This window comes from Burkholderia contaminans (assembly GCF_029633825.1).
GTDB classification, from domain to species: Bacteria; Pseudomonadota; Gammaproteobacteria; order Burkholderiales; family Burkholderiaceae; genus Burkholderia; species Burkholderia contaminans.
The window spans coordinates 982,979-1,007,220 of record NZ_CP090641.1 but is presented as its reverse complement, the minus strand read 5'-3'; the positions used below and the strand labels follow the sequence as shown (position 1 = coordinate 1,007,220).

Below are 24,242 nucleotides of genomic sequence, written 5' to 3'. Positions count from 1 at the left end.
CATGGGTTGGCTAAACAACGATGTAGCGCTGATTACGGGCGCCAATTCCGGCATCGGGCTCGCCGTGCTGCGGCGTTTCCTCCAGGAGGGCGCGAGGGGCGTCGGGGCGCTGGTGCGTAGTGCTCAAGGCGCGGATGCCTTGCGTCAGGAGTTCGGCGACCGCGTCGCAGTGACTGTTGGTGATGTTCGCTCCGCCACGGCCAACGAAGAGGCTGTCGCTGCGACGCTGAGCGCTTTCGGCAAACTCGATACGTTGGTTGGCAATGCGGGCGTTTGGGACTACTTCGCATCGCTGCGGAAGTTTGCCGATGGAGACCAGCTCGCTGACACGTTCCGCGAAGTGTTCGATGTCAACGTAATGGGGTATCTGCTTGCCGCGTACGCAGCGGCGCCAGCATTGCGTGAGACGAGGGGCAGCATGATCTTTACGCTCTCCAACTCGAGTTTTTATGCGGGTGGTGGCGGTCCCGTCTATGTGGCTTCGAAGCACGCCTGCGTCGGGATGATTCGGCAACTCGCCTATGAACTCGCGCCGGACGTTCGCGTGAACGGCGTGGCCCCCGGCGGCACCGCGACCCCGCTCAAAGGCCCGGAGTCACTCGGCAAGCATGACGCGCGGCTATCCGAGATTCCCGGATTCTCGGATGCCGTGGCGGACGCCGTACCACTCGGCTTCATGGCCCAACCGGAAGACCACACGGGACATTACGTGCTGCTCGCCTCGCGCACCAATTCATGCGCGACGACGGCGAACATCATTCAAAGCGATGGCGGGTGGGAGGTGCGCGGGCGCCCCCCGCGCAAAGCATGATGGATATGGGAGGCGTGACGAAGATGGACGGTGCGACACACCGGGGCTGCCTCGACGAGCTGTTCCCTGCCGGTCGGTTGCCGTTAATGGCGGCGCCGATGTTTCTGGTTTCCGGACCGGAGCTCGCGATCGCCTGTGCAACAGCCGGCATCGTCGGTAGCTTCCCCGCCCCGAATGCTCGCAATGTCGATCTCCTGGAGGCATGGCTCGCGCAGGTGACATCCGCTTTGCGCGATGCGCCGGGCGCTTCCCCCTGGGCGCTCAACATGATCGTGCATAGCACCTACGATCGCTTCGAGCGTGAGTTGGAACTGGTCATGAAATATCGGCCCCGCATCGTTTCTACCGCGCTCGGCAGCCCTGCGCGCGTGCGCGAGCATGTGCATAGCTACGGCGGCATCGTGATGGCGGATGTTGTCACGCCCACGCTGGCGCGCAAGGCTGTCGATGCAGGCGTCGATGCGCTGATTCTTGTTACCCATGGAGCGGGCGGGCACACGGGTTATTACAACCCTTTCGCGTTCGTCGCCGAGGTCCGCCAATTCTGGAGCGGACCGCTTGGGCTCGCTGGATGCATGACGAGCGGACGCGATATCCGCGCTGCCCAATTGATCGGTGCCGACTTCGTCGTGGCCGGCACACGCTTCATCGCGACTCGCGAAAGCATGGCGTCCGCCGAATATCGCGATCTGGTGGTGAGTAGCCGGATCGAGGATTTGGTTGAGTCGAAAGCCGTGTCGGGTGTGCTTGCCAACTGGCTCAAACCCACGCTGCATGCGGCCGGCATCGATGCGTCTCTGAATAGTGAAGGCAAACGGATCGATTTTTCGGGCGACATCAGTGCCGGGAAAAAGGCGTGGAAGGACGTGTGGTCGGCCGGACAAGGGCTAGGCGCAATCGAGCGCTCGAGCAGTGTCGCTGAGTTGGTACGGCAGCTCGAATGCGAATACCTCGAAATGCTGAAAACTGAACGGGAACAGGCCGGTGCACTGTTGGGCCGCTGGAGAGGGGCATCCGTGTGACGCGCGTCGGTCCGTCAATATTAGGAGGAGAGAGACATGAAACCAGGCATTGAGGGAGCGGCCGAAGCATTGTGGCAGGCGCGCTCCGAACGGAAGACTATCGCTCGCGTGTCGGAGACCTTCGACATTCAAACGGTGCAGGATGCCTACGCGATCGCCGAGGTCAACGTCAGCCGCGCTCTCGCGGCGGGCGCACGAGTCTGTGGAAAGAAGATTGGCTTGACGTCGAAAGCCGTGCAACAGCAGCTTGGGGTCGATCAGCCCGACTACGGCGTACTGTTCGCGGACATGGAGTATTTGAGCGGTGCCGAACTGCCGGCACAAAAGCTGATTCAGCCAAAGGCCGAAGGGGAGATCGCGGTCGTCGTGGGGCGCGATCTCGATGCCCCGGACTTGAGCTGGGGGCATTTTCTCATCGGTTTGGAATACGCGTTGCCGGCGATCGAGGTTGTCGACAGTGCGATCGACGATTGGAAGATTACGCTTGTCGATACCGTCGCTGACAATGCGTCGTGCGGGCTCTACGTTCTCGGCCTCGAGCCGCGCCGCATAGGTGCCCTCTCGCTAGCGGGATGCGGGATGGACTTCCGGAAGAACGGGACGACAGTCTCCGTCGGGTCAGGTGTGGCTTGCCTCGGAAATCCGCTGAGCGCAACGTACTGGCTTGCCAAAAAGATGGCTGAACTCGGCCAACCCCTGCGCGCCGGTGACGTCGTGATGTCGGGCGCGCTCGGGCCGATGGTTCCGGTGACGAGGGGCGATCGCGTCGACGTGGAAATCAGCGGCCTGGGCCGCGTGAGCTGTGCGCTGGAGTGACGTGATGAACTCGGCGCATGATGTACCCGACGGGCTTGCCTGGAAACAGGCGTCAGCGGAGCTTGCCTTGGCAACGCCCGATATCGAACGCATTGACGCTCCGGACGGCAGCTTCATTCTGCGTTCGCGCATGCCGCCGAGGCCGCACGCTCGGTGCATCGGCAGCTGGCTTGAATACTGGAGCCGCACCACGCCTGGACAGGTCTTCCTGGCGGCGCGTACTGGCGACGGTGCGGGCTGGCGCCGTTTGACGTATGCGCAGGTGCGTGCAGAGGTGGGCGCGATCGCCCAAGGCCTGCTCGATATCGGCCCGGCATCGGGGAGGCCCATTGTCGTTCTATCGGATAACAGCATAGATGCTGCGCTTGTGGCGCTGGCCGCGATGCATATCGGCTTGCCGGTGTCGTTCATATCGGCAGCCTATTCGAGGGCGGCGCACGATTTCAGCAAATTGAAAGCGCTCCTGAACGTGCTGGATCCGGGTCTGATGTATGCCGACGACGGAGACGTATACGGCAAGGCAATGCAGGCTAGCGGCAGGCAATGCCCGCTCGTGTATTCGCGGAATGTACCGGACGGCGGGATCGATCTCGGCAGCCTGCGCGAGACGCGGGAAACGGCAGCCGTCATGGAGGCTCACGCACGCGTCACGCCGGATACGCACGCGAAATACCTGCTGACGTCGGGCTCGACTGGCGTCCCGAAAGCCGTAATCAATACGCACGGCATGCTTTGTGCAAACCAGGAGGCGATCGCTCAGGTTTGGCCGTTTGTTGACTCGGCCGCACCGATCGTCTTGGATTGGCTGCCTTGGAGCCATACGTTTGGCGGCAACCACAACTTCAACATGATCCTGCGCAATGGCGGGTCCCTCTATATCGATGATGGGCGGCCCGTGCCTGGGTCGATCGAAAAATCGGTGCGTAATTTGATCGAGCTGTCGCCGACGCTCTATTTCAACGTGCCGCGCGGATTCGATATGTTGCTGCCCCATCTCGAGCAAAACGAGACGTTTGCACGGCATTTTTTCAAGAACATGCGGGCGATCTTTTTCGCTGGCGCTGCGTTGCCAAAGCCGCTATGGGATCGCCTGAAATCGGCCGCTGAGCGCCATCGTGATGTGCCGCCACTGTTCAGTTCGGCGTGGGGCTCGACGGAAACTTCACCGGTTATCACCAGCCTGCACTTCCATTGTCCCGAGCCCGGCAATCTCGGTGTGCCGGTTCCGGGCGCAGAAATCAAGTTCGTACCGAACGGTGACAAGCTCGAAATGCGAGTGCGCGGCCAACACGTCTTCCGCGGGTACCTCCATGCGCGGGAGCTGACAGACAAGGCATTCGACGAGGAAGGATTTTATTTGATAGGAGATGCAGGGCGTTTGGCCAATCCCGCAGATCCGAATGCTGGCGTTCTGTTTGATGGACGCATCTCGGAAGATTTCAAGCTGACCACGGGAAGCTGGGTATCGGTCGGCACGTTGCGCCTACGTGCCGTCGCCGCCCTCATGCCGTACGCGCAGGACGTTGTTGTGGCTGGACATGATCGCGATGAAGTTGGCCTGCTCGTTTTTCCGTCACCGGCGTTGCACACGCTGGTCGGAGACGACGCGCGTGCGATGACGGGCGAGCAATTGGCGGCCCATGCAGAAGTCCGAAGAAGGATTGCAACCGCGCTCTCCTCGCTCAACGAAGGTCATGGCTCTGCAAGCAGAGTCGCACGCGCAATCATCATCGGCTGTCCGCCGAACCAGGAGAGGGGCGAGATTACGGACAAGGGGTACATCAATCAACGGAGAGTGTTGACGTCGCGCGCGCACGAGGTCGAGCGATTATTTGGCGGGGACGCCTCGGTCATCTTTCCCGCCACCAACACTCATTGAACGCACTAGCGAAGGACGAGCAATGGCAAAGAAACTGAAGGCCGCGATCATCGGATCCGGAAATATCGGCACCGATTTGATGATCAAGATCATGCGACATGGCGAGCATCTCGAGATGGGGGCGATGGTCGGCATCGACCGTGCATCTGACGGGCTCGCACGTGCTTCGCGCTTGGGCGTAGCCACGACATACGAGGGCGTCGAAGGGCTCACCCGTCTGCCGGTGTTTGACGAAATCGATATCGTATTCGATGCGACAAGCGCCGCCGCGCATGTGAAGAACGACGCGTTCTTGCGTGGGTTCAGGCCCGGCGTCCGAATGATCGACTTGACGCCGGCAGCGATTGGTCCGTATTGCGTACCTGTCGTGAACCTCGATGAGCATGTGGATGCGCTGAACGTCAACATGGTCACGTGCGGCGGACAGGCGACGATTCCGATGGTCGCCGCCGTCTCTCGTGTCGCGAAAGTGCACTACGGCGAAATCGTCGCGTCGATCTCGAGCAAATCGGCAGGCCCGGGTACGCGCGCGAACATCGATGAATTTACCGAAACAACCTCAAAGGCGATTGAGCAGATCGGTGGAGCGACGAAGGGAAAGGCGATCATCATCCTGAATCCAGCAGAGCCGCCACTGATGATGCGCGATACGGTGTATTGCTTGTCAGAGCCGGCCGACGAGGATGCCGTGGCGCAGTCGATCGAGGAAATGGTGGCTGCCGTGAACCGTTACGTACCTGGCTATCGCCTCAAGCAGACGGTCCAATTCGACCGTATCGACGCCGCTCAACCGTTGAATATCCCCGGGGTTGGCGCGCGGATGAGCGGGTTGAAGACCTCGGTATTCCTCGAAGTGGAGGGGGCCGCGCATTACCTGCCGTCCTATGCCGGCAATCTCGACATCATGACCTCCGCGGCGATGGCCTGTGCTGAACGCATGGCCGCCGAAATGGTCGCCCGTACCACTGCCTGAAGGGAGAGACGGCATGACATCTGACAAGAAGCTCTACATTTCCGACGTGACGCTACGCGATGGTTCGCATGCGATTCGTCACCAATACAGCGTGGAACAGGCTGTCGCCATTGCCACGGCGCTCGACGAGGCGAAAGTGGACTCGATCGAGGTCGCTCATGGTGATGGTTTGCAAGGATCGAGTTTCAACTACGGCTTCGGCGCACACACCGACCTCGAATGGATCGCGGCAGTGGCGGGGACGGTCAAGCATGCCAAGGTCGCGACGCTGCTTTTGCCTGGCATCGGCACGATTCACGACTTGCGCAACGCGTACGATGCCGGCGCACGCATCGTACGCGTCGCGACCCATTGCACCGAAGCCGATGTCTCCCGACAACATATCGAGCATGCGCGCAAGCTTGGGATGGAAGCGGTGGGATTTTTGATGATGAGCCATATGACGACGCCGCAGCATCTGGCCCAGCAGGCAAAGCTCATGGAAAGCTATGGAGCGACGTGCTGCTACGTCGTGGATTCGGGCGGTGCCCTTGGCATGAACGACGTCCGCGAGCGCTTCCGCGCATTCAAAGACGTACTTGATCCCCGAACGCAGACCGGTATTCATGCGCACCACAACCTGAGCCTTGGGGTCGCGAACAGCATCGTGGCGGTAGAGGAAGGATGTGACCGCATTGATGCGAGTCTTGCAGGGATGGGGGCGGGTGCCGGCAACGCGCCGCTCGAGGTATTTATCGCGGCGGCTGCTCGACTCGAATGGAACCATGGATGTGATCTCTACAAGCTGATGGACGCTGCAGACGATATCGTCCGCCCGTTGCAAGATCGGCCGGTGCGAGTCGACCGCGAAACGCTCGCGCTCGGTTACGCCGGTGTTTATTCGAGCTTCCTGCGTCACACCGAAGTTGCCGCAAAAAAGTACGGGCTCAAGACCGTCGACATCCTCGTCGAACTTGGCCGCCGTCGTATGGTCGGTGGCCAGGAGGACATGATCGTGGACGTTGCGCTCGATCTGCTCAAGGCAAAAGAGGCCGAACGAGTAACCGGATAGTGCCATGACTGCATTCAAGCTGAGAATCGAGCCGGCAGGTGTCGAAATTCCGTGTTCCGCCGAGGGCAGCCTGCTCGATGCCGCGCTGGCTGCCGGCTACTTTCCGCGTCATAGCTGTCGGCGTGGCCAATGTAACGCGTGCGAGGCGCGCGTCCTGTCCGGCGACGCGCGCTATCCGAGCGGATTCGAGCCGGAAGGCGTGCGCGACGGTTACGTCCTGACCTGTCAGGCTCGCTGCACGACGGACGTCACGATCGAGGCCCAGGAGGTCGCGTCCACGCCGGGGCAGCGTGTTTTGCAGACAGGCGCGCGAGTGCTGGAAGTCCAGCGCGTGAGCGACGACGTGGCCCGGGTGCAGCTGGCAGTGCCAACGGAAACGGGCTTTGCTTTTCAACCAGGGCAGTATGTGGAAGTGGTCTTGCGGGACGGGACGCGGCGCAGCTACTCAATGGCGAACGCGCCCGACGGGAGCGGAACGATCGAGTGGCATGTCCGTGCGGTGCCGGGCGGGCGCTTCTCGAACCACGTCTACCGCTCGCTGAAGCCGCGTGACATGCTGCGAATCGAGGGACCATTCGGCACGTTCATGCTACGAGATTCGTCTGCGCCCGTTATCTTCCTGGCCTCGGGAACGGGTTACGCGCCGATTGCGGCGATGCTGAAGGCGCATGAAACGGTCATCCAGAAACGCGGCGCGGTGCTCTATTGGGGAGGCGTGCGTCTTGGCGATCTCTACGCATACGACGAGGTATGCGCGTGGGAGCAAGCCCATCCGGGGTTCCGCTTCGTTCCGGTTCTGTCGGGCGACGAGCCCGGTTGGACCGGACGCAAAGGCTTCGTGCATGAGGCCGTGTCTGCGGATTTCCCGAATCTTTCGCACCATGAAGTTTATGCCTGTGGCAACCCGCTGATGGTCGACGCAGCGCGGTACACCTTCACTCAAGCGAGCGGACTTCCCGCGGGAAATTTCTTCAGCGATGCGTTCGTCACCAGACCGGAGCCGGTGAAGACCGACGAAACGGTGTGACTCGCGACCGCGCAGGTGTGCACCAATACGCCTGTGCGCACGCCATGACCTTGGCTCGATAGGAAACCGGGAACGACAGATGAAAGGCATGACGGGAACGATGCGTTTGTCGAACAGGCGGCCGCCGCCGCGCAGTCACTCCGAGAGCAAGCAAAAAATCCACGCGATGCGGTATCGGTCTTCGTGTTCCGAGCCTTCGGAGGGTTTTTGCATTTTTCAATGAACGGTGATTGAGATGAAATTGTTGGTTCCAGTGAAAAGAGTGGTCGATTACAACGTGAAGGTCCGCGTGAAGTCGGACAACACGGGTGTCGACATCGCGAACGTGAAGATGTCGATGAACCCGTTCGACGAGATCGCGGTGGAAGAGGCGGTGCGCCTGAAGGAAGCGGGCGTCGCGACCGAAGTGATCGCGGTATCGGTCGGCGTCGCGCAAGCGCAGGAAACGCTGCGTACGGCGCTGGCGATCGGTGCGGATCGCGCGATCCTCGTCGAGTCGAACGATGGCGTCGAGCCGCTGGGCGTCGCGAAGATCCTGAAGGCGCTGGTCGACAAGGAACAGCCGCAGCTGGTGATCCTCGGCAAGCAGGCGATCGACGACGATTCGAACCAGACGGGCCAGATGCTGGCGGCGCTGGCAGGCCTGCCGCAAGCGACGTTCGCATCGAAGGTGACGATCGCCGACGGCCGTGCGACCGTCGCACGCGAAGTCGACGGCGGCGCGGAAACGCTGTCGCTTCAATTGCCCGCCGTCATCACCACGGATCTGCGCCTGAACGAGCCGCGCTACGTGACGCTGCCGAACATCATGAAGGCGAAGAAGAAGCCGCTCGAGACCGTGAAGCCGGAAGACCTGGGCGTGGACGTTGCGCCGCGTCTGAAGACGCTGAAGGTGGTCGAGCCGCCGAAGCGCGCAGCCGGCGTGAAGGTGCCGGACGTGAAGACGCTGGTCGAGAAGCTGAAGACCGAAGCCAAGGTGCTGTGAGAGGGAGCGGAAAGAAATGACGATTCTGGTGATTGCAGAACACGACAACGCGTCGATCAAGGCCGCGACGCTGAACACGGTGGCGGCGGCAGCGAAGATTGGCGGTGACATTCACGTGCTGGTCGCGGGCCACAATGCGCAAGCGGCTGCTGACGCAGCAGCGAAGATCGCAGGTGTGTCGAAGGTCCTCCTGGCCGACGCACCGCAACTCGAAGCGGGCCTGGCGGAAAACGTCGAAGCGACCGCGTTGAACATCGCGAAGGACTACTCGCACATCCTCGCGCCGGCGACGGCCTACGGCAAGAACATCGCCCCGCGTATCGCCGCGAAGCTGGACGTGGCGCAGATCTCGGACATCACGGCGGTCGATTCGGCCGACACGTTCGAGCGCCCGATCTACGCGGGCAACGCGATCGCGACGGTGCAGTCGAGCGATCCGATCAAGGTCATCACGGTGCGTGCGACGGGTTTCGATCCGGTGGCATCGGAAGGCGGCAGCGGGTCGGTCGAGAAGATCGACGCGGCGGCCGATGCCGGCAAGTCGCAGTTCGTGAGCCGTGAAGTGACGAAGCTGGACCGTCCGGAACTCACGAGCGCAAGCATCATCGTGTCGGGCGGCCGTGGTCTGGGCAGCGGCGAGAACTACACGAAGGTGCTGGAGCCGTTGGCGGACAAGCTGTCGGCAGCACTGGGCGCCTCGCGTGCCGCAGTCGACGCAGGCTACGTGCCGAACGACTATCAGGTCGGCCAGACCGGCAAGATCGTCGCACCGCAGCTGTACATCGCGGTCGGCATCTCGGGTGCGATCCAGCACCTGGCCGGCATGAAGGATTCGAAGGTGATCGTCGCGATCAACAAGGATCCGGAGGCACCGATCTTCAGCGTGGCCGACTACGGCCTCGTCGGCGACCTGTTTGTTGCCGTGCCCGAACTGAGCGAGCGTATCAACTGAGGTTCGTCGAAATCGCCATCGGCACTATCTAAGGCGGAACAGAACGATGGAAACGATGCAGCAGGCCCGCCTTGACGCGGCAGCCGCGGCCAATGCGGAGGACGCTTCGGTTTGGCGCTGGTTTTGCGCGCTTCTCGAAGAACGCAGAGTTCGGTGGCGCTATGCGTTCGGTCAATGGGTCGTGAGCGTTGATCGAGTTCGCGTTGCAGCCGAAAGTAATTTTCACGATGCCATACGCGCGGCTAAACAGGCTGCCGAAAATCGCGGCCTTGGCCTGTTGCACGAAGCATCAGGCGACGTGAGGCGGCCGAGGGTGAACGAGGACGTGACGCGGTGCCTCCGGTCCGACGATGAATGTATGCGGTCCCCCGTCGGACATACCCATTGAACCGCGATATGAAGGCGTCCTTGTTCGCCTATTTGTCGAGAGTTTCGGAATAGCGACCGCGGGATCGAGCAGTGCATGGAGAACGTATGAAGCAAAAGTCGTGGATTGTCCACAAGCCTGCGCGAGGCGCCTATGACCCTGGCTGTCTGAAGCTTGAGGAGCGAGAGAGGCCGAGTCAGGCGGACGGAGAGGTTCTCGTGCGCACGCTATTGCTGAGCCTGGACCCTGGTAGTCGCAATTGGCTCAGGCTCGATCCCGCATCTTCCCATTCGGCACTCGGAGTAGGCAGCGTGATGGTTGGCATGGCCGTGGGTGAGGTCGTTCAGTCGGGGGCGGGGCGCTTCTGCCGGGGAGACCTCGTGCAGGGACTATGGGGATGGGAAGAATTCTCGGTTGTCCGTGCCGACGCGCTTGAGAGAATCGAGCTGCCGCCAGGCGTTCCGTTGGAAACACACCTTTCAATCTTTTCGCACATCGGGCGTGCGGCTGCGATTGGTCTTCTCGAAGTGGGCGCGCTCAGTCCGTCGGACACAGTGGTGGTGTCGGGTGCAGCGGGGGCGACGGGATCCCTGGCGGCGCAGATAGCCAAGGCATTTGGCGCCCGCGTGATCGGCATTGCAGGCGGTGAGGCCAAGTGCCGCAGGTTGCTCGACGAGTGGGGACTCGATGGTGCGATTGACTACAAGTCTGAGCCGCTCGATGCAGCGCTTCGTCGCGAGTGTCCCGACGGCATCGATCTTTACTTCGACAACGTCGGGGGGGCGACGCTTGACGCTGTCTTGGAAAATATGGCCGTTGGTTGCCGCATTGTGGTCTGTGGCGCAATCTCGCAGTATGACCTGGCTACCGAGAGCGAAGCATACGGAATCAAGAATCTTCCGCTCATGCTCATCAAACAAGCGCGGATGGAAGGATTCATCGTTTCGCAATTCGAACATCGTTACGCCGAGTTCGACGCAGTGCTCCTCGATTTGTTCACCCAGGGCAAGCTGAAGCATCGTGCGCACCTGGTGGACGGGCTCCAGCACGCGGCTGAATCCCTGAAGCTGTTTTTCAGCGGTGCGAATGAAGGCAAGGTAATGATCCGCGTGGCGGCCAGATAGGATTTCCGTTGCCGTTTCCAGACATATGAAATGGGCTGGCGCCGAGATGGGTGCCTGGTCGGCCACCGGCTTCACGCGGTTCGCTCTTGGTGCACCAATTGGTTGTCTCGCCTCCGTTGTGGCTTGTACAGGGCAACGCCGCTCGCAATTCTCGATCGAAACAATTCAATCCAACTCTCAGACTGAAGGGAATCACGCATGAAGATTCACGAGTACCAGGGTAAGGAAATCCTGCGGAAATTCGGAGTCGCGGTACCGCGCGGCAAGCCGGCGTTCTCGGTTGACGAGGCCGTCAAGGTGGCAGAAGAGCTCGGCGGCCCGGTTTGGGTCGTGAAGGCTCAGATTCACGCGGGTGGCCGTGGCAAGGGCGGCGGCGTGAAGGTGGCGAAGTCGATCGAGCAGGTCCGCGAATACGCGAACCAGATCCTCGGCATGCAGCTCGTCACGCACCAGACCGGTCCGGAAGGCCAGAAGGTCAACCGTCTGATGATCGAAGAAGGCGCCGACATCAAGCAGGAACTGTATGTCAGCCTCGTCGTTGATCGCATCTCGCAGAAGATCGTGCTGATGGGTTCGAGCGAAGGCGGCATGGACATCGAAGAAGTCGCCGAAAAGCACCCGGAACTGATCCACAAGGTCATCGTCGAGCCGTCGACGGGCCTGCTCGACGCGCAGGCAGACGACCTCGCCGCGAAGATCGGCGTGCCGGCTGCTTCGATTCCGCAAGCGCGCGCGATCCTGCAAGGCCTGTACAAGGCATTCTGGGAAACCGACGCATCGCTGGCTGAAATCAACCCGCTGAACGTTTCCGGCGACGGCAAGGTCATCGCACTCGACGCGAAGTTCAACTTCGACTCGAACGCGCTGTTCCGCCACCCGGAAATCGTCGCGTACCGCGATCTGGACGAAGAAGATCCGGCTGAAATCGAAGCGTCGAAGTTCGACCTCGCGTACATCTCGCTCGACGGCAACATTGGCTGTCTCGTGAACGGCGCAGGCCTGGCGATGGCGACGATGGACACCATCAAGCTGTTCGGCGGCGAGCCGGCGAACTTCCTGGACGTCGGCGGTGGCGCGACGACCGAGAAGGTCACGGAAGCGTTCAAGCTGATGCTGAAGAACCCGGATCTGAAGGCGATCCTCGTGAACATCTTCGGCGGCATCATGCGCTGCGACGTGATCGCGGAAGGCGTGATCGCCGGTTCGAAGGCCGTGAACCTGAACGTGCCGCTCGTCGTGCGCATGAAGGGCACGAACGAGGACCTCGGCAAGAAGATGCTGGCCGATTCGGGCCTGCCGATCATCTCGGCGGACAGCATGGAAGAAGCTGCGCAGAAGGTCGTCGCGGCAGCCGCAGGCAAGTAAGCGCGCGCTAATGAACACGCATGGCGGCGCGGTTCATACGCGACGCCAATCGAACAGAGGTCAAAATACATGTCGATTCTGATCAACAAGGACACGAAGGTCATCACGCAGGGCATTACCGGCAAAACCGGTCAGTTCCATACGCGCGCCTGCCGTGAATACGCAAACGGCCGCGAAGCATTCGTCGCGGGCGTGAACCCCAAGAAGGCCGGCGAAGATTTCGAAGGCATTCCGATCTACGCAAGCGTCAAGGAAGCGAAGGCGGAAACCGGCGCGACCGTGTCGGTCATCTACGTTCCGCCGGCAGGCGCAGCGGCTGCGATCTGGGAAGCGGTCGAAGCCGACCTGGATCTCGCGATCTGCATCACGGAAGGCATTCCCGTGCGCGACATGATCGAAGTGAAGGACCGCATGCGTCGCGAAGGCCGCAAGACGCTGCTGCTCGGGCCGAACTGCCCGGGCACGATCACGCCGGACGAACTGAAGATCGGCATCATGCCGGGTCACATCCACCGCAAGGGCCGCATCGGCGTCGTGTCGCGTTCGGGCACGCTGACGTATGAAGCGGTTGCCCAGCTGACGGCACTCGGCCTCGGCCAGTCGTCGGCAGTCGGTATCGGCGGCGACCCGATCAACGGTCTGAAGCACATCGACGTGATGAAGATGTTCAACGACGATCCGGACACGGACGCAGTCGTGATGATCGGCGAAATCGGTGGTCCGGACGAAGCCAATGCGGCAGAGTGGATCAAGGACAACATGAAGAAGCCGGTGGTCGGCTTCATCGCTGGCGTCACGGCGCCTCCGGGCAAGCGCATGGGCCACGCCGGCGCGCTTATCTCGGGCGGTGCGGATACGGCCGAAGCGAAGCTGGAAATCATGGAAGCGTGCGGCATCACCGTCACGCGCAACCCGTCGGAAATGGGCCGTCTGCTTAAGGCCTCTCTGTGATCCACGCGATTTTCCCGTAGAAACAATGATCTTGCAGACGGTCGGCCGTGCCTCGATGTCACGGCCGATCACTGCTGCTCCATTGGACGAGCCGCGTCCGCATTCAACCTTCAGACGAGACAGGTCAGCTGTTACAGGCGCTTGATCGTATGAATGGAACCTTGGAGCAGATTGGCGGCGAAGCCGCGCTCCGCGAGTTGCTCGTCGGCCAGTCGAAGCGAGCGCAGGATACGCGGCATCGAGCGAGCGGCGCCGGCGATGACTGCGGTGTCGCGGGCATCGGTCTTGGCTTCGTCGGCGTGCAGATTCGCGATGCGGCGCATGGCCACGCCGGGCAGATAGCCGAACGACGCTCACACCGCATGCTCCTTCATGACGGCATTGCGATATCCGCATCTAATCGAAGGGTGTATCCCTATCAAATCGAAAGCTACAACCGGCATGCCGTTTTGCCCGGGACGAATCGAAGGCATCGCGCCGCATGCGGACAAGCCGAATCCGTCGGAAAAACGTATGAAAACCCCGCCTATCAAGCCTCTCAGGAAACCTAGTGGTTTCCACTCATAGTCGCAAATAGTCAAGAACAGGTCGCCGCCGGTCTTCTCGCGGCCAATATGGCTCGTTACTTTTACTCCCACGATGCAGGCCGGGCACACCCCGCGCACCGGCTGCCGCGAGTCAAACCGGGAGGTAACGAACCATGAAGTCGACGAAGATCGCCGCGCTTGTCGCGGCCGTGCTGGCGACCGGCGCGTTCACACACGCGGCGCAGGCCGAAACGGAGGCCGCGGCCTGCCGCACCGTGCGTTTCGCGGATATCGGCTGGACCGACATCACGTCGACCACGGCGCTCGCGTCGACTGTGTTCGAGGCGCTCGGCTACAAGCCGACCACGACGATCGCGTCGGTGCCGATCTCGTTCGCCGGCCTGAAGAGCAAGCAGCTCGACATATCGCTCGGCTACTGGTGGCCCGTGCAGCAGAAGCAGCTCCAGCCGTTCCTCGACAGCAAGTCGATCAACGTCGTCGAGCCGCCGAACCTGTCGGGCGCGAAGGCGACGCTCGCGGTGCCGAGCTATGAATACCAGGCCGGCCTGAAGACCTTCGAGGACATCGCGAAGCACCGCGCGGAACTCGACGGCAAGATCTACGGGATCGAGCCGGGCAGCAGCGCGAACGCGACGATCCAGAAGATGATCGACACGAACCAGTACGGGCTCGGCGGCTTCAAGCTCGTCGAGTCGAGCGAGGCCGGGATGCTGGTGACGGTCGAGCGCGCGATCCGCGAGAAGAAGTGGGTCGTCTTCCTCGGCTGGGAACCGCACCCGATGAACATCCAGCTGAGCATGAACTATCTCTCCGGCGGCGACGCGTCGTTCGGGCCGAACTACGGCGAAGCGCGCGTGTACACGCTCACGGCGCCGGACTTCATTTCACGCTGCCCGAACGCCGGCAAGCTCGTCACGAACCTGCGCTTCTCGACGCAGCTCGAGAACCAGCTGATGCAGTCGGTGATGAACAAGACGAAGCCGGCCGATGCCGCGAAGGCGTACCTGAAGAAGAACCCGCAGGTGCTCGATCCGTGGCTCGCGGGCGTCAAGACGTTCGACGGCAAGGATGGCCTGCCGGCCGTGAAGGCGTATCTCGGCCTGTGACGGATGGCCGATGGCCCGCGCGCTGCGCGCGGCGCGCCCTGACGAAATCCGCATTGCGACACAACCCGATTCAAGCGAGGCAACCAGCATGAACCACGAAGTCATCATCACCTGCGCCGTCACCGGCGCGGGCGATACGGTCGGCAAGCATCCGGCGATTCCGGTCACGCCGAAGGAGATCGCGGCGGCCGCGATCGAGGCCGCGAAGGCCGGCGCGACGGTGGCGCACTGCCACGTGCGCGATCCGCAGACGGGGCGCGGCAGCCGCGACCCGAACCTGTACCGCGAAGTGGTCGACCGCATCCGCTCGGCCGACGTCGACGTGATCATCAACCTGACGGCCGGCATGGGCGGCGATCTCGAGATCGGCCCGGGCGAGGACCCGATGCGTTTCGGCAAGGGCACCGATCTCGTTGGCGGCCTCACGCGCCTCGCGCACGTCGAGGATCTGCTGCCCGAGATCTGCACGCTCGACTGCGGCACGCTGAATTTCGGTGACGGCGACTACATCTACGTATCGACGCCCGCGCAGTTGCGCGCCGGCGCGAAGCGCATCCAGGAGCTCGGCGTGAAGCCGGAGCTGGAGATTTTCGACACGGGCCATCTGTGGTTCGCGAAGCAGTTGCTGAAGGAAGGGTTGCTCGACGATCCGCCGCTGTTCCAGCTGTGCCTCGGCATTCCGTGGGGCGCACCGGCCGACACGGGCACGATGAAGGCGATGGTCGACAACCTGCCGCCGGGCGCGCACTGGGCCGGCTTCGGGATCGGCCGCATGCAGATGCCGATGGTCGCGCAGGCGATGCTGCTCGGCGGCCACGTGCGCGTCGGCCTCGAAGACAACATCTGGCTCGATCGCGGCGTGCACGCGACCAACGGCACGCTCGTCGAGCGCGCGAGAGAGATCATCGAGCGCCTCGGTGCCCGCGTGCTGACGCCGGCCGAAGGCCGCCGCAAGCTCGGCTTGCCCGCACGCGGCGAGCGTCCGCTCGAACGCCGTGCGATCGCCGAGTTCGCGTGAGTGTTTCCCTGACTGATTGATACGACGCGGCGGCGCGCACAGGCGCGGCCGCCCACCGATTTCCCCTGATTTGAAGGATGCGTTGACATGGCTGTGAAGACCGACATCAAGACGTTCGCCGCCATCGGCACCGGCGTGATCGGCAGCGGATGGATTTCCCGCGCGCTCGCGCACGGTCTCGACGTGGTCGTATGGGACCCGGCGCCGGGCGCGGAAGAGCGGCTGCGCGCGAACGTCGCGAATGCGTGGCCCGCGCTCGAACGCGTCGGTCTCGCGCCGGGCGCCGATCCCGCGCGGCTGCGTTTCGTCTCGACGATCGAGGCATGCGTCGCCGACGCGGATTTCATCCAGGAAAGCGCGCCCGAGCGCGAGGCGCTGAAGCTCGAGCTGCACGAGCAGATCAGCCGCGCGGCGAAGCCCGACGCGATCATCGCGTCCTCGACATCGGGGCTGCTGCCCACGGATTTCTACGCGCGGGCGACGCATCCGGAGCGCTGCGTGGTCGGCCATCCGTTCAATCCCGTCTACCTGCTGCCGCTCGTCGAGGTGCTCGGCGGCGCGCGCACGTCGCCGGAAGCGGTCGAAGGCGCGATGGAGGTCTATCGCAAGCTCGGCATGCGGCCGCTGCACGTGCGCAAGGAAGTGCCGGGCTTCATCGCCGACCGGCTGCTCGAAGCGTTGTGGCGCGAGGCGCTGCACCTCGTCAACGAAGGCGTCGCGACGACCGGCGAGATCGACGACGCGATCCGCTTCGGCGCGGGCATCCGCTGGTCGTTCATGGGCACGTTCCTGACCTACACGCTCGCAGGCGGCGACGCGGGCATGCGACACTTCATGCAGCAGTTCGGCCCCGCGCTCGAACTGCCGTGGACGAAGCTGGTCGCGCCCACGCTCACCGATGCATTGATCGACAGCGTCGTCGAAGGCACGACCGAACAGCAGGGCACGCGCAGCATCAAGGAACTCGAGCGCTATCGCGACGAGTGCATCACCGAGGTGCTGAAGTCGATCGCGGCCGTGAAGGCGCGGCACGGGATGCGATTCGAAGACTGAGGACAAGAGACGATGACCGGCGATACCCCGCTGACGATTTACCGCGACGTGGTGCGGCCCGAATGGGTCGACTACAACGGCCACCTGCGCGATGCGTTCTATCTGCTGATCTTCAGCTTCGCGACCGATGCACTGCTGGATCGCGTCGGCCTCGATGACGCCGCGCGTCGCGAGCGGGGCCGCTCGGTCTACACGCTCGAAGCGCACGTGAACTACCTGCACGAGATCAAGGAGGGGACACAGGTGCGCGTCGACGCACGTGTGCTCGCGCATGATGCGAAGCGGCTGCACCTGTATCTCGAACTGTTCGCTGGCGGGCATGACGATGCGGTGTCGGCGAGCGAGCAGATGTTGCTGCACGTCGATACGCGCGACGGCGCGAAATCGGCGCCGTTCGACGACGACGTGGCTGCACGCGTGGCCGAGCTGCATGCGTTGCAGCGCGATTGCGCGGCGCCCGCGTATGCGGGCCGCGTGATCGGGCTGCCGCCGCGCCGATAACCTGCGCGAACCTTGGACCTCGGAGCGCACACGATGCTCGAACCGGAAATCGCGGCCTTCGTTGCGGCCGTCGACGCGTGGTATCCGGCCGACGCGGCGGCGCGCTCGCCCGCCGAACAGCGCCGCCTGTACGACCGCTTCGCGGCCGAATGGACACCGCCCGCGCTGCCGGCCGGCATCGTGCAGCAGGACGCCGTCTGGCAGGCCGCCGACGGTCGTGCGATCGCGCTGCGGCGCTACACGTTCACGCAGCACACGCCGCGCGGCACGGTGCTGTTCTTTCATGGCGGCGGCTTCGTCGTCGGCTCGCTCGACAGTCATGCGCTGATCACCGCGCAACTGGCGGCCGACACGGGGCTCGCCGTGATCGCGGTCGACTACCGGCTGGCGCCCGAGCATCGCGCGCCGGCCGCGCTCGAAGATTGCTCGGCGGTCACGCGCGCCGCGCGCGACGCACGCTGGCCGTTCGGGCCGTGCGTGCATCCGCTGACGCTCGCGGGCGACAGCGCGGGCGGCATGCTCGCGGCGGGCGTGGCCACCGCGCTGCGCGATGCGGGTGAAGGCGGTGTCGACGGCATCGCGCTCGTTTATCCGATGCTCGGGTTCGAACCGCAATCGCCCGCGCGCGAAACGGAAGCGCACGCGCCGATGCTGACGCTCGACGACGTCCATCGCTATCGCGCGCTGTACTGGGAAGGCGGCTTGCTCGATGCGCTGGGAGGCGGCAACCCGCTGCTGCGCGCATCGGTGCCGCTCGCGGCTTCGCGTTTCGACGGTTTGCCGCCGGTGCTCGCGATCGGCGCGGAACACGATCCGCTGCGCGACGACGCGCGCGTGTACGTCGAACGGATTCGCGCGGCCGGCGGTGCCGCGCACTACTGGATGGGAGAGGGGCTGGTGCACGGCTGCTGGCGCGCGCTCGGAACGAGCCCGCAGGCGGCGCGGCTGCACCGGACGGTCGGCGGGTTTCTGCTCGCACCACACGCGTAGCGGGCGTTTCCGGGAGGCAACGATGCAGGCAGCGCAACACCGTATCGAGGACTGGCGGACGTTTTCGGGCGATGCAGCCATTGCGGCGGCGACGATTGGCGATGGTGCGGTGGACGTCGAATGGAGCGACACGCGACGATCGCCGTTTCATTTCGACTGGCTGCGCGACAACTGCGCGTGTTCGGCGTGCGTGCATGCCGTCACGCGTGAGCAGGTGTTCGAGATCGCCGATGCGCGCGAGGATCTCGCTGCGCTGACGGTGCACGTCGAAACCGACGGCGCGCTGCATGTCGAGTGGAACGACGGCCATCGCAGCGCGTGGTCGCCGGGCTGGTTGCGCGCGCATGCGTACGACGACGCGTCGCGCGCGGAGCGCCAGGCCGCGCACGGGCGGCACGTGTGGGCGGGGGACGACGCGACAGCCATTGGCGTGTTCGCGTGGCGCGACGTGATGGAGGACGACCGCGCCTTGCTCGCATGGCTCGCCGCGTTGCAGCGCACGGGGCTGACGCTCGTCGAAGGCGTGCCGGCCGAGCGCGGCCGCGTCGACGAGATCGCGCGCCGCGTCGGCCTGATCCGCGAAAGCAATTTCGGCGTGCTGTTCGACGTCGAATCGAAGCCGCGCCCGGACAGCAATGCGTATACATCACTGAACCTGCCGCCGCATACCGACTTGCCGACCCGCGAGTTGCAGCCGGGCGTGCAGTTCCTGCATTGCCTCGCGAACGACGCGACCGGCGGCGACAGTATCTTCCTCGACGGCTTCGCGCTCGCCGATGCGCTGCGGCGCGAACATCCGGCGGATTTCGAACAACTCGCGTCGACGCCGTTCGAGTTCTGGAACAAGAGTGCGAACAGCGACTACCGCTGCTCGGCGCCGGTGATCGGGCTCGACGCGCGCGGCAATGTGACGGAAGTGCGCGTCGCGAATTTCCTGCGCGGGCCGCTCGATGCGCCGGCCGGCTCGGTCGCGGCGGTCTATCGTGCGTACCGGCGGTTCCTCGCGCTGGCGCGCGAGCCGCGCTTTCGCGTGCAGCGCCGGCTGCGGGCGGGCGACATGTGGGCGTTCGACAACCGGCGCGTGATGCATGCGCGTACGGAGTTCGATCCGTCTACCGGACGCCGGCACCTGCAGGGCTGCTACGTGGATCGCGACGAGTTGCTGTCGCGATGGCGGGTGCTGTCGCGATCGGCTGCCGCCGCCACAGCGTCGCGCTGACGGGGGCGTCCCGCTTCATCGTGCCCGCACGCGTACCTCGTAGATGAAAAAACACCCGGACGCCAGGCGCCCGGGCGAAGCCACCCGCTGCCGGGCGGCGGAGGTATGCGTTTCACAAAAAAGACGAGCCCCGCAAGGGGGCTCGTCCTGACTTTCGCGCTTCATCACGCGACGCCCGCCGAGGGCGCGTCGGCTTACTGGCCGAAGAAGATCGAGTCGCGCGCGTTCGACGATGCAGCCGGAGCGCCCGAGTGGACGGCCGGAGCCGGTTGTGCGCCGTAGCCGCTGGTGTCGGCACCATGAACACGCGCTTCGGCGCTCTGGATGTCGTTCGGGTAGTACGGGCTCGACACGCCCGGCTTGTAGCCGGCTTGTTCGAGCTGAACCAGTTCGTTGCGCACTTGAGCGCGGGTCACGGTGCTTTGGGCGAATGCGCCAAACGAAGCGGACAGGGCGGCAGCGGCAACGACTGCGGAAACGAGCGATTTCATGATGACCTCCGGTGTTTTATTGAGTTCGCTCTCGACACCATGTCTTAAGCGATTGATCGAATCTTAGTCATCGGAAGGTTCAGGGTAAACGCTGGTTTTGACGATAAATTGTTTCCTGAGCGGTAACAGTAGTCCGTCGAATTAGTCTTTCAACCAGCTTTCTTTTCGGTTGGTGCAACAAGTCTGGTGGATATCGCGGAGGGCGATGCGCGGTTCAGCGGACCTCGGCCGCCATGTCGAACGGCCGGCCCGGCGAGCGTCCGGCCGGCGTGCTCGAGCTGAGGAAGCGCACGCCCGTCGCGGCTTCCGAGGCTTCCCACAGCAGCGCCGCCGTGGCCACGTCGCGTGCCGCGCGTGGCACGCTCGCGGGCGCCGGCAACCCGCGCGACTCGAACCAGCCGGACGGCCCGATGTAGGCGCCCCCGGCGAGATCGGGTGCGGTTGCCGCATGAATCGCGGGCAGCGCGCCCTGGTCGGCCGGCTGCGCGAGATAACGGTTCGCGGCGCGCATCAGCGCGGCACGGGCGGGCGAGCTGTCCATCGCCGGGCCCGCGAACTGCAGGTTGGTCGCCGCGTAGCCCGGGTGCGCGGCCACGCTGATCCCGGCGAACGCCGCGCGCTCGAAACGGCGCTGCAGCTCGATCGCGAACACGAGATTCGCGAGCTTGCTGTCGCAATAGGCGAGATAGCGGTTGTAGCGGTGCTCGGCGCGCAGGTCGTCGACGCGGATCCGGCCGCCGCGGTTGAGGCCGCTCGACATCGTCACGACCCGCGCCCGGCGCGCGGCGCGCAACGCGGGCAGCAGATGGCCGGTCAGTGCGAAATGGCCAAGGTGGTTGGTGCCGAACTGCATCTCGAAGCCGTCGTGCGTATGGCGCAGCGGCAGGAACATCACGCCGGCGTTGTTGCAGAGGATATCGACGCGCCCATGGCGTTCGGCCACGTCGGCCGCGAAGCGTGCGATCGACGCGAGATCGGCGAGGTCGAGTGCATCGACTTCGACGCGGGCATCAGGATGGAGCCGGCGGATCGCATCGGCCGCCTGCGCGGCGCGGGCGGCGTCGCGGCAGCCCATCACGACCGTCGCGCCTTTCGCGGCCAGCGTTTCCGCCAGCTGCCAGCCGAGCCCGCTGTTGGCGCCGGTCACGACCGCGACCTTGCCGCCTTGCGCCGGGACGTGGCGCGCGCTCCATGCATGCATGTCTGCCTCCATCGGCGCGACCGGGCGGCCGCGGCGCGTAATCATTACATTGAGTGGTGTAACGATAGTGCGCGCGGGCGTGGCAGACAAGCGGGGGAATTAGACCGGCGCTTCTAGGGCCGGCGCATCGGGTGGCGCCGCGCGCCGTGCCGTGTTTGGCCGGGAGGACTTACCTGCCGCCGGCCAGCGCGAGCACTTCAGCGGCGGAGATCATCGCGGCCGCGTTCGCGGGTGCCGGGCGTTCGGCCGGGCGGAAGACTTCGTCGCCGCGGTGGATCACCTGGCGCGACAGCGCGCAGGTGCCGGTGCGTTGCGCGAAGCGGCGGCGCCAGCGCTGTTCACCGTAGTGACAGCGGCCGGGCTCGACCCAGCGGACGACGAGTAGCGTATCGGAACGTTCGAGGATTTCGACGTGAACGTCGGCGGGATCGAGCGCAGGCAGGGATTTGGAGGCCTTCATTTGCCGTTTCCTAAAGCTCGTGCGGTTCGGTCATGGCAGTGGATGTCACTACCCGATGGCGAATCCGTAGCGGTTTCCATGAGTGGTGCGCTAAATGTAAGCGTCTGTGACCGGAAAAAACATCCTGTCTGGCTCAAATTACCTTTTGCCGATTTAGAAACAATCCAGGCTTATTTTCTTGGAAACCACAGACAAAAACGCCCCGGACGCGAAGCCCGGGGCGGAAAATCGGCCTGCGCGCCGTGTCTGCTCGCCCAGTCACGGAGCCCATCGCCGGGGGGACGGAGTGCCCGCAGGGATCGAACGCGGGCGGGGTGGCGATGGACCGGAAGCGCAGTCCGGTACGTCATGATGGCGCGCGCATCCCGTTGAGACCCTGACGTGAACATGACTTTTTTGTCAGTTTGGCGGGATGTCGGGTCGGGCGTACGCGAAAAAACCGACTGGAAGGCCCGCCGGTATTGGATTTGTCCGAATCCCGACACGTGCTCCAGAGCGCCGTCGAACGTCGAATCTTTGTTCGACAGCCCGATTTCCCCTCCCGGGTAAATACTGAATCCCGAATTCGTGACAAACGCGGCGTCACTTCCTATGATTGGTTGGACCTTTAGTCCTTTGTGCCAATCGGCCGTCGGATGGCCGGCTTTTTCGGGAGTTGCTCATGAGATTGCAGGGCAAACGCGCGCTGGTGACGGCGGCCGGGCAGGGCATCGGCCGCGCGACCGCGCTGCGCTTCGCGAGCGAGGGCGCCGACGTACTGGCGACCGACATCAACGAAGCCGCGCTCGTGCGGCTCGAGGCCGACGCCGAGCGCGCGGGCGGCCGGCTGACCACGCGCCGGCTCGACGTGACCGATGCGCAGGACGTCGCGGCGCTTGCCGCGAGCGCGCGCGCGTTCGACGTGCTGTTCAACTGCGCGGGCTTCGTGCACCACGGCTCGATCCTCGACTGCGACGACGAGGCATGGGCGTTCTCACTGAATCTGAACGTCACGTCGATGTACCGGCTGATCCGCGCGCTGCTGCCCGCGATGCTCGAAGCCGGCGGCGCGTCGATCATCAACATGGCGTCGGCGGCGTCGAGCGTGAAGGGCGTGCCGAACCGCTTCGTCTACGGTACGACCAAGGCGGCCGTGATCGGCCTGACCAAGGCGGTGGCCGCCGATTTCGTCGAGCGGGGCATCCGCTGCAACGCGATCTGCCCGGGCACGATCGAATCGCCGTCGCTGGAGCAGCGGATTGCCGACCAGGCGCGCACGCGCCACGTGTCGACCGACGAGGTGCGCCAGGCGTTCGTCGCGCGCCAGCCGATAGGCCGCATCGGCCGCGCGGAGGAAGTGGCCGCGCTCGCGCTGTACCTCGCGTCCGACGAAGCATCGTTCACGACCGGCGCGATCCACCTGATCGACGGCGGCTGGTCGAACTGATCGCGCGTTCCCATTCACTTTCCGTATCGGTTCAACACGACATGAAACTGCTGAGATTTGGCGACAAACACCATGAAAAGCCGGGCCTGCTCGATGCGCACGGCCATATTCGCGACCTGTCCGGCGTGATCGACGACATCGCCGGCGATGTGCTGGCGCCGGCGTCGCTTGCGCGGCTGCGCGACATTCCGCCGTCGTCGCTGCCGCTGGTCGAAGGCACGCCGCGGCTCGGCGCGTGCGTCGGCCGCGTCGGCAAGTTCATCTGCATCGGTCTCAACTATTCCGACCACGCGGCCGAATCGGGGATGGAGGTGCCGAAGGAGCCCGTCGTGTTCGGCAAGTGGACGAGCGCGATCTCCGGGCCGAACGACGACGTCGAGATTCCGCGCGGCTCGGAAAAAACCGACTGGGAAGTCGAGCTCGGCGTGGTGATCGGCCAGGGCGGCCGCTATATCGCGGAGGCCGACGCGTTGTCGCACGTCGCCGGCTACTGCGTCGTGAACGACGTGTCGGAGCGCGAATACCAGCTCGAGCGCGGCGGTACGTGGGATAAAGGCAAGGGCCACGACACGTTCGGGCCGCTCGGCCCGTGGCTCGTGACGGCCGACGAAGTGCCCGATCCGCATGCACTGCGGCTGTGGCTGGAAGTGGACGGTCATCGCTACCAGAACGGCACGACCGCGACGATGGTGTTTCGCGTGCCGCACCTGGTCAGCTACCTGAGCCGCTTCATGAGCCTGCAGCCGGGCGACGTGATCTCGACCGGCACGCCGCCGGGTGTCGGCCTCGGGCAGAAGCCGCCCGTCTACCTGCGCGCCGGACAGGTGATCACGCTCGGCATCGACGGGCTCGGCGAGCAACGCCAGCGAACCGTCCAGGCCTGATTTCCTTTTACGGACGGTTCGT

Annotated in this window: 24 protein-coding genes and 1 pseudogene; 20 read left to right on the top strand and 5 right to left on the bottom strand. The window is 64.1% G+C overall.

From position 1 onward, the window contains the following. The first annotated feature begins 1 nt into the window (after position 1). The 9 genes from hcaB (at position 2) to LXE91_RS22205 (ending at position 9,516) form a co-directional block, all read left to right on the top strand. Positions 2–811 carry a 3-(cis-5,6-dihydroxycyclohexa-1,3-dien-1-yl)propanoate dehydrogenase gene (hcaB, locus tag LXE91_RS22245; protein ID WP_039356578.1) on the top strand — a complete coding sequence of 270 codons (810 nt, stop codon included), beginning with the start codon at positions 2–4 and terminating at the stop codon, positions 809–811. Positions 812–834: 23 nt separating this feature from the next. Continuing rightward, positions 835–1,833, top strand: coding sequence for an NAD(P)H-dependent flavin oxidoreductase (locus tag LXE91_RS22240; RefSeq protein WP_046196739.1), 999 nt, complete (start codon positions 835–837; stop codon positions 1,831–1,833). Positions 1,834–1,869: 36 nt separating this feature from the next. Beyond that, on the top strand, positions 1,870–2,649 hold the full coding sequence (locus LXE91_RS22235; RefSeq protein ID WP_039356577.1) for a 2-keto-4-pentenoate hydratase: 780 nt from the start codon (positions 1,870–1,872) through the stop codon (positions 2,647–2,649). Between the two features lie 4 nt (positions 2,650–2,653). Beyond that, positions 2,654–4,528: a feruloyl-CoA synthase gene (locus tag LXE91_RS22230; RefSeq protein ID WP_039356646.1), complete on the top strand. Its 1,875-nt coding sequence runs from the start codon at positions 2,654–2,656 to the stop codon at positions 4,526–4,528. 22 nt (positions 4,529–4,550) lie between these two features. Beyond that, positions 4,551–5,501 carry an acetaldehyde dehydrogenase (acetylating) gene (locus LXE91_RS22225; protein ID WP_039356574.1) on the top strand — a complete coding sequence of 317 codons (951 nt, stop codon included), beginning with the start codon at positions 4,551–4,553 and terminating at the stop codon, positions 5,499–5,501. Positions 5,502–5,514: 13 nt separating this feature from the next. After that, a complete protein-coding gene (gene dmpG / locus LXE91_RS22220) occupies positions 5,515–6,552 on the top strand; it encodes a 4-hydroxy-2-oxovalerate aldolase (RefSeq protein ID WP_039356572.1) in 1,038 nt (345 codons plus the stop codon). 4 nt (positions 6,553–6,556) lie between these two features. Further along, positions 6,557–7,579 carry an FAD-binding oxidoreductase gene (locus LXE91_RS22215; RefSeq protein WP_039356567.1) on the top strand — a complete coding sequence of 341 codons (1,023 nt, stop codon included), beginning with the start codon at positions 6,557–6,559 and terminating at the stop codon, positions 7,577–7,579. Positions 7,580–7,814: 235 nt separating this feature from the next. Continuing rightward, a complete protein-coding gene (locus LXE91_RS22210; RefSeq protein ID WP_046544113.1) occupies positions 7,815–8,564 on the top strand; it encodes an electron transfer flavoprotein subunit beta/FixA family protein in 750 nt (249 codons plus the stop codon). A 16-nt stretch (positions 8,565–8,580) separates the two neighbouring features. Further along, positions 8,581–9,516, top strand: coding sequence for an electron transfer flavoprotein subunit alpha/FixB family protein (locus LXE91_RS22205; RefSeq protein WP_046544112.1), 936 nt, complete (start codon positions 8,581–8,583; stop codon positions 9,514–9,516). Between the two features lie 28 nt (positions 9,517–9,544). On the opposite strand, the gene LXE91_RS22200 is transcribed toward LXE91_RS22205, so the two are convergent. Next, on the bottom strand, positions 9,545–9,799 hold the full coding sequence (locus LXE91_RS22200; protein ID WP_157644944.1) for a hypothetical protein: 255 nt from the start codon (positions 9,797–9,799) through the stop codon (positions 9,545–9,547). 191 nt (positions 9,800–9,990) lie between these two features. Here LXE91_RS22200 and LXE91_RS22195 point away from each other — a divergent pair, with 191 nt between their 5' ends. The 3 genes from LXE91_RS22195 (at position 9,991) to sucD (ending at position 13,323) form a co-directional block, all read left to right on the top strand. Further along, positions 9,991–11,007 carry an NADP-dependent oxidoreductase gene (locus LXE91_RS22195; protein ID WP_039345238.1) on the top strand — a complete coding sequence of 339 codons (1,017 nt, stop codon included), beginning with the start codon at positions 9,991–9,993 and terminating at the stop codon, positions 11,005–11,007. A gap of 198 nt (positions 11,008–11,205) precedes the next feature. Next, positions 11,206–12,372 (top strand): ADP-forming succinate--CoA ligase subunit beta, encoded by a 1,167-nt coding sequence (gene sucC, locus LXE91_RS22190; protein WP_006755512.1) that lies wholly within the window; start codon positions 11,206–11,208, stop codon positions 12,370–12,372. A 69-nt stretch (positions 12,373–12,441) separates the two neighbouring features. Then, positions 12,442–13,323 (top strand): succinate--CoA ligase subunit alpha, encoded by an 882-nt coding sequence (sucD, locus tag LXE91_RS22185; protein ID WP_046544111.1) that lies wholly within the window; start codon positions 12,442–12,444, stop codon positions 13,321–13,323. Between the two features lie 188 nt (positions 13,324–13,511). On the opposite strand, the pseudogene LXE91_RS22180 reads toward sucD, so the two are convergent. Beyond that, positions 13,512–13,667 (bottom strand): annotated as a pseudogene (locus tag LXE91_RS22180) (IS110 family transposase); the annotation flags it as partial. Between the two features lie 356 nt (positions 13,668–14,023). On the opposite strand from LXE91_RS22180, the gene LXE91_RS22175 reads away from it, so the two are divergent. The 6 genes from LXE91_RS22175 (at position 14,024) to LXE91_RS22150 (ending at position 19,758) form a co-directional block, all read left to right on the top strand. After that, positions 14,024–14,977: a choline ABC transporter substrate-binding protein gene (locus LXE91_RS22175; protein ID WP_039366223.1), complete on the top strand. Its 954-nt coding sequence runs from the start codon at positions 14,024–14,026 to the stop codon at positions 14,975–14,977. Positions 14,978–15,065: 88 nt separating this feature from the next. Beyond that, complete coding sequence (gene cdhC, locus LXE91_RS22170; RefSeq protein WP_039366557.1) at positions 15,066–15,995, top strand: 3-dehydrocarnitine:acetyl-CoA trimethylamine transferase CdhC; 930 nt, start codon at positions 15,066–15,068, stop codon at positions 15,993–15,995. 87 nt (positions 15,996–16,082) lie between these two features. Continuing rightward, the gene (locus tag LXE91_RS22165; RefSeq protein ID WP_039366226.1) at positions 16,083–17,048 is read left to right on the top strand and encodes an L-carnitine dehydrogenase; all 966 of its coding nucleotides are present in this window, start codon (positions 16,083–16,085) and stop codon (positions 17,046–17,048) included. A 12-nt stretch (positions 17,049–17,060) separates the two neighbouring features. Next, on the top strand, positions 17,061–17,549 hold the full coding sequence (locus LXE91_RS22160; protein ID WP_039366230.1) for a thioesterase family protein: 489 nt from the start codon (positions 17,061–17,063) through the stop codon (positions 17,547–17,549). A 33-nt stretch (positions 17,550–17,582) separates the two neighbouring features. Further along, a complete protein-coding gene (locus LXE91_RS22155) occupies positions 17,583–18,539 on the top strand; it encodes an alpha/beta hydrolase (protein ID WP_278068167.1) in 957 nt (318 codons plus the stop codon). 22 nt (positions 18,540–18,561) lie between these two features. Next, a complete protein-coding gene (locus tag LXE91_RS22150; protein WP_039366234.1) occupies positions 18,562–19,758 on the top strand; it encodes a TauD/TfdA family dioxygenase in 1,197 nt (398 codons plus the stop codon). Positions 19,759–19,952: 194 nt separating this feature from the next. Here LXE91_RS22150 and LXE91_RS22145 read toward each other — a convergent pair whose 3' ends face one another. The 3 genes from LXE91_RS22145 to LXE91_RS22135 all read right to left on the bottom strand — a co-directional run bounded on the left by LXE91_RS22145 (position 19,953) and on the right by LXE91_RS22135 (position 21,910). Beyond that, positions 19,953–20,249: a DUF4148 domain-containing protein gene (locus LXE91_RS22145; RefSeq protein ID WP_039366237.1), complete on the bottom strand. Its 297-nt coding sequence runs from the start codon at positions 20,247–20,249 to the stop codon at positions 19,953–19,955. Positions 20,250–20,463: 214 nt separating this feature from the next. Then, positions 20,464–21,450, bottom strand: a complete 987-nt coding sequence (locus LXE91_RS22140) for an oxidoreductase (protein WP_039366239.1) — start codon at positions 21,448–21,450, stop codon at positions 20,464–20,466. 169 nt (positions 21,451–21,619) lie between these two features. After that, positions 21,620–21,910, bottom strand: coding sequence for a DUF3331 domain-containing protein (locus LXE91_RS22135; protein WP_039366241.1), 291 nt, complete (start codon positions 21,908–21,910; stop codon positions 21,620–21,622). 661 nt (positions 21,911–22,571) lie between these two features. Between LXE91_RS22135 and LXE91_RS22130 the strand changes: the two genes are divergently transcribed. Together LXE91_RS22130 and LXE91_RS22125 are read left to right on the top strand one after the other, a co-directional pair. Then, complete coding sequence (locus LXE91_RS22130; RefSeq protein WP_039366243.1) at positions 22,572–23,336, top strand: SDR family oxidoreductase; 765 nt, start codon at positions 22,572–22,574, stop codon at positions 23,334–23,336. Positions 23,337–23,377: 41 nt separating this feature from the next. Beyond that, complete coding sequence (locus tag LXE91_RS22125; protein WP_039366245.1) at positions 23,378–24,220, top strand: ureidoglycolate lyase; 843 nt, start codon at positions 23,378–23,380, stop codon at positions 24,218–24,220. Positions 24,221–24,242: the final 22 nt, after the last annotated feature.

Bases quoted from the DNA above. Each gene is read 5' to 3' on its own strand.
- LXE91_RS22155 (WP_278068167.1), top strand. From the start codon at position 17,583: ATGCTCGAACCGGAAATCGCGGCCTTCGTTGCGGCCGTCGACGCGTGG.
- LXE91_RS22175 (WP_039366223.1), top strand. From the start codon at position 14,024: ATGAAGTCGACGAAGATCGCCGCGCTTGTCGCGGCCGTGCTGGCGACC.
- LXE91_RS22230 (WP_039356646.1), top strand. From the start codon at position 2,654: ATGAACTCGGCGCATGATGTACCCGACGGGCTTGCCTGGAAACAGGCG.
- LXE91_RS22140 (WP_039366239.1), bottom strand. From the start codon at position 21,450: ATGCATGCATGGAGCGCGCGCCACGTCCCGGCGCAAGGCGGCAAGGTC.
- LXE91_RS22195 (WP_039345238.1), top strand. From the start codon at position 9,991: ATGAAGCAAAAGTCGTGGATTGTCCACAAGCCTGCGCGAGGCGCCTAT.
- LXE91_RS22130 (WP_039366243.1), top strand. From the start codon at position 22,572: ATGAGATTGCAGGGCAAACGCGCGCTGGTGACGGCGGCCGGGCAGGGC.
- hcaB (WP_039356578.1), top strand. From the start codon at position 2: ATGGGTTGGCTAAACAACGATGTAGCGCTGATTACGGGCGCCAATTCC.
- LXE91_RS22225 (WP_039356574.1), top strand. From the start codon at position 4,551: ATGGCAAAGAAACTGAAGGCCGCGATCATCGGATCCGGAAATATCGGC.
- LXE91_RS22240 (WP_046196739.1), top strand. From the start codon at position 835: ATGGACGGTGCGACACACCGGGGCTGCCTCGACGAGCTGTTCCCTGCC.
- LXE91_RS22135 (WP_039366241.1), bottom strand. From the start codon at position 21,910: ATGAAGGCCTCCAAATCCCTGCCTGCGCTCGATCCCGCCGACGTTCAC.
- sucD (WP_046544111.1), top strand. From the start codon at position 12,442: ATGTCGATTCTGATCAACAAGGACACGAAGGTCATCACGCAGGGCATT.
- LXE91_RS22210 (WP_046544113.1), top strand. From the start codon at position 7,815: ATGAAATTGTTGGTTCCAGTGAAAAGAGTGGTCGATTACAACGTGAAG.
- LXE91_RS22235 (WP_039356577.1), top strand. From the start codon at position 1,870: ATGAAACCAGGCATTGAGGGAGCGGCCGAAGCATTGTGGCAGGCGCGC.
- LXE91_RS22205 (WP_046544112.1), top strand. From the start codon at position 8,581: ATGACGATTCTGGTGATTGCAGAACACGACAACGCGTCGATCAAGGCC.
- sucC (WP_006755512.1), top strand. From the start codon at position 11,206: ATGAAGATTCACGAGTACCAGGGTAAGGAAATCCTGCGGAAATTCGGA.
- LXE91_RS22160 (WP_039366230.1), top strand. From the start codon at position 17,061: ATGACCGGCGATACCCCGCTGACGATTTACCGCGACGTGGTGCGGCCC.
- LXE91_RS22145 (WP_039366237.1), bottom strand. From the start codon at position 20,249: ATGAAATCGCTCGTTTCCGCAGTCGTTGCCGCTGCCGCCCTGTCCGCT.
- LXE91_RS22215 (WP_039356567.1), top strand. From the start codon at position 6,557: ATGACTGCATTCAAGCTGAGAATCGAGCCGGCAGGTGTCGAAATTCCG.
- dmpG (WP_039356572.1), top strand. From the start codon at position 5,515: ATGACATCTGACAAGAAGCTCTACATTTCCGACGTGACGCTACGCGAT.
- LXE91_RS22125 (WP_039366245.1), top strand. From the start codon at position 23,378: ATGAAACTGCTGAGATTTGGCGACAAACACCATGAAAAGCCGGGCCTG.
- LXE91_RS22150 (WP_039366234.1), top strand. From the start codon at position 18,562: ATGCAGGCAGCGCAACACCGTATCGAGGACTGGCGGACGTTTTCGGGC.
- LXE91_RS22165 (WP_039366226.1), top strand. From the start codon at position 16,083: ATGGCTGTGAAGACCGACATCAAGACGTTCGCCGCCATCGGCACCGGC.
- cdhC (WP_039366557.1), top strand. From the start codon at position 15,066: ATGAACCACGAAGTCATCATCACCTGCGCCGTCACCGGCGCGGGCGAT.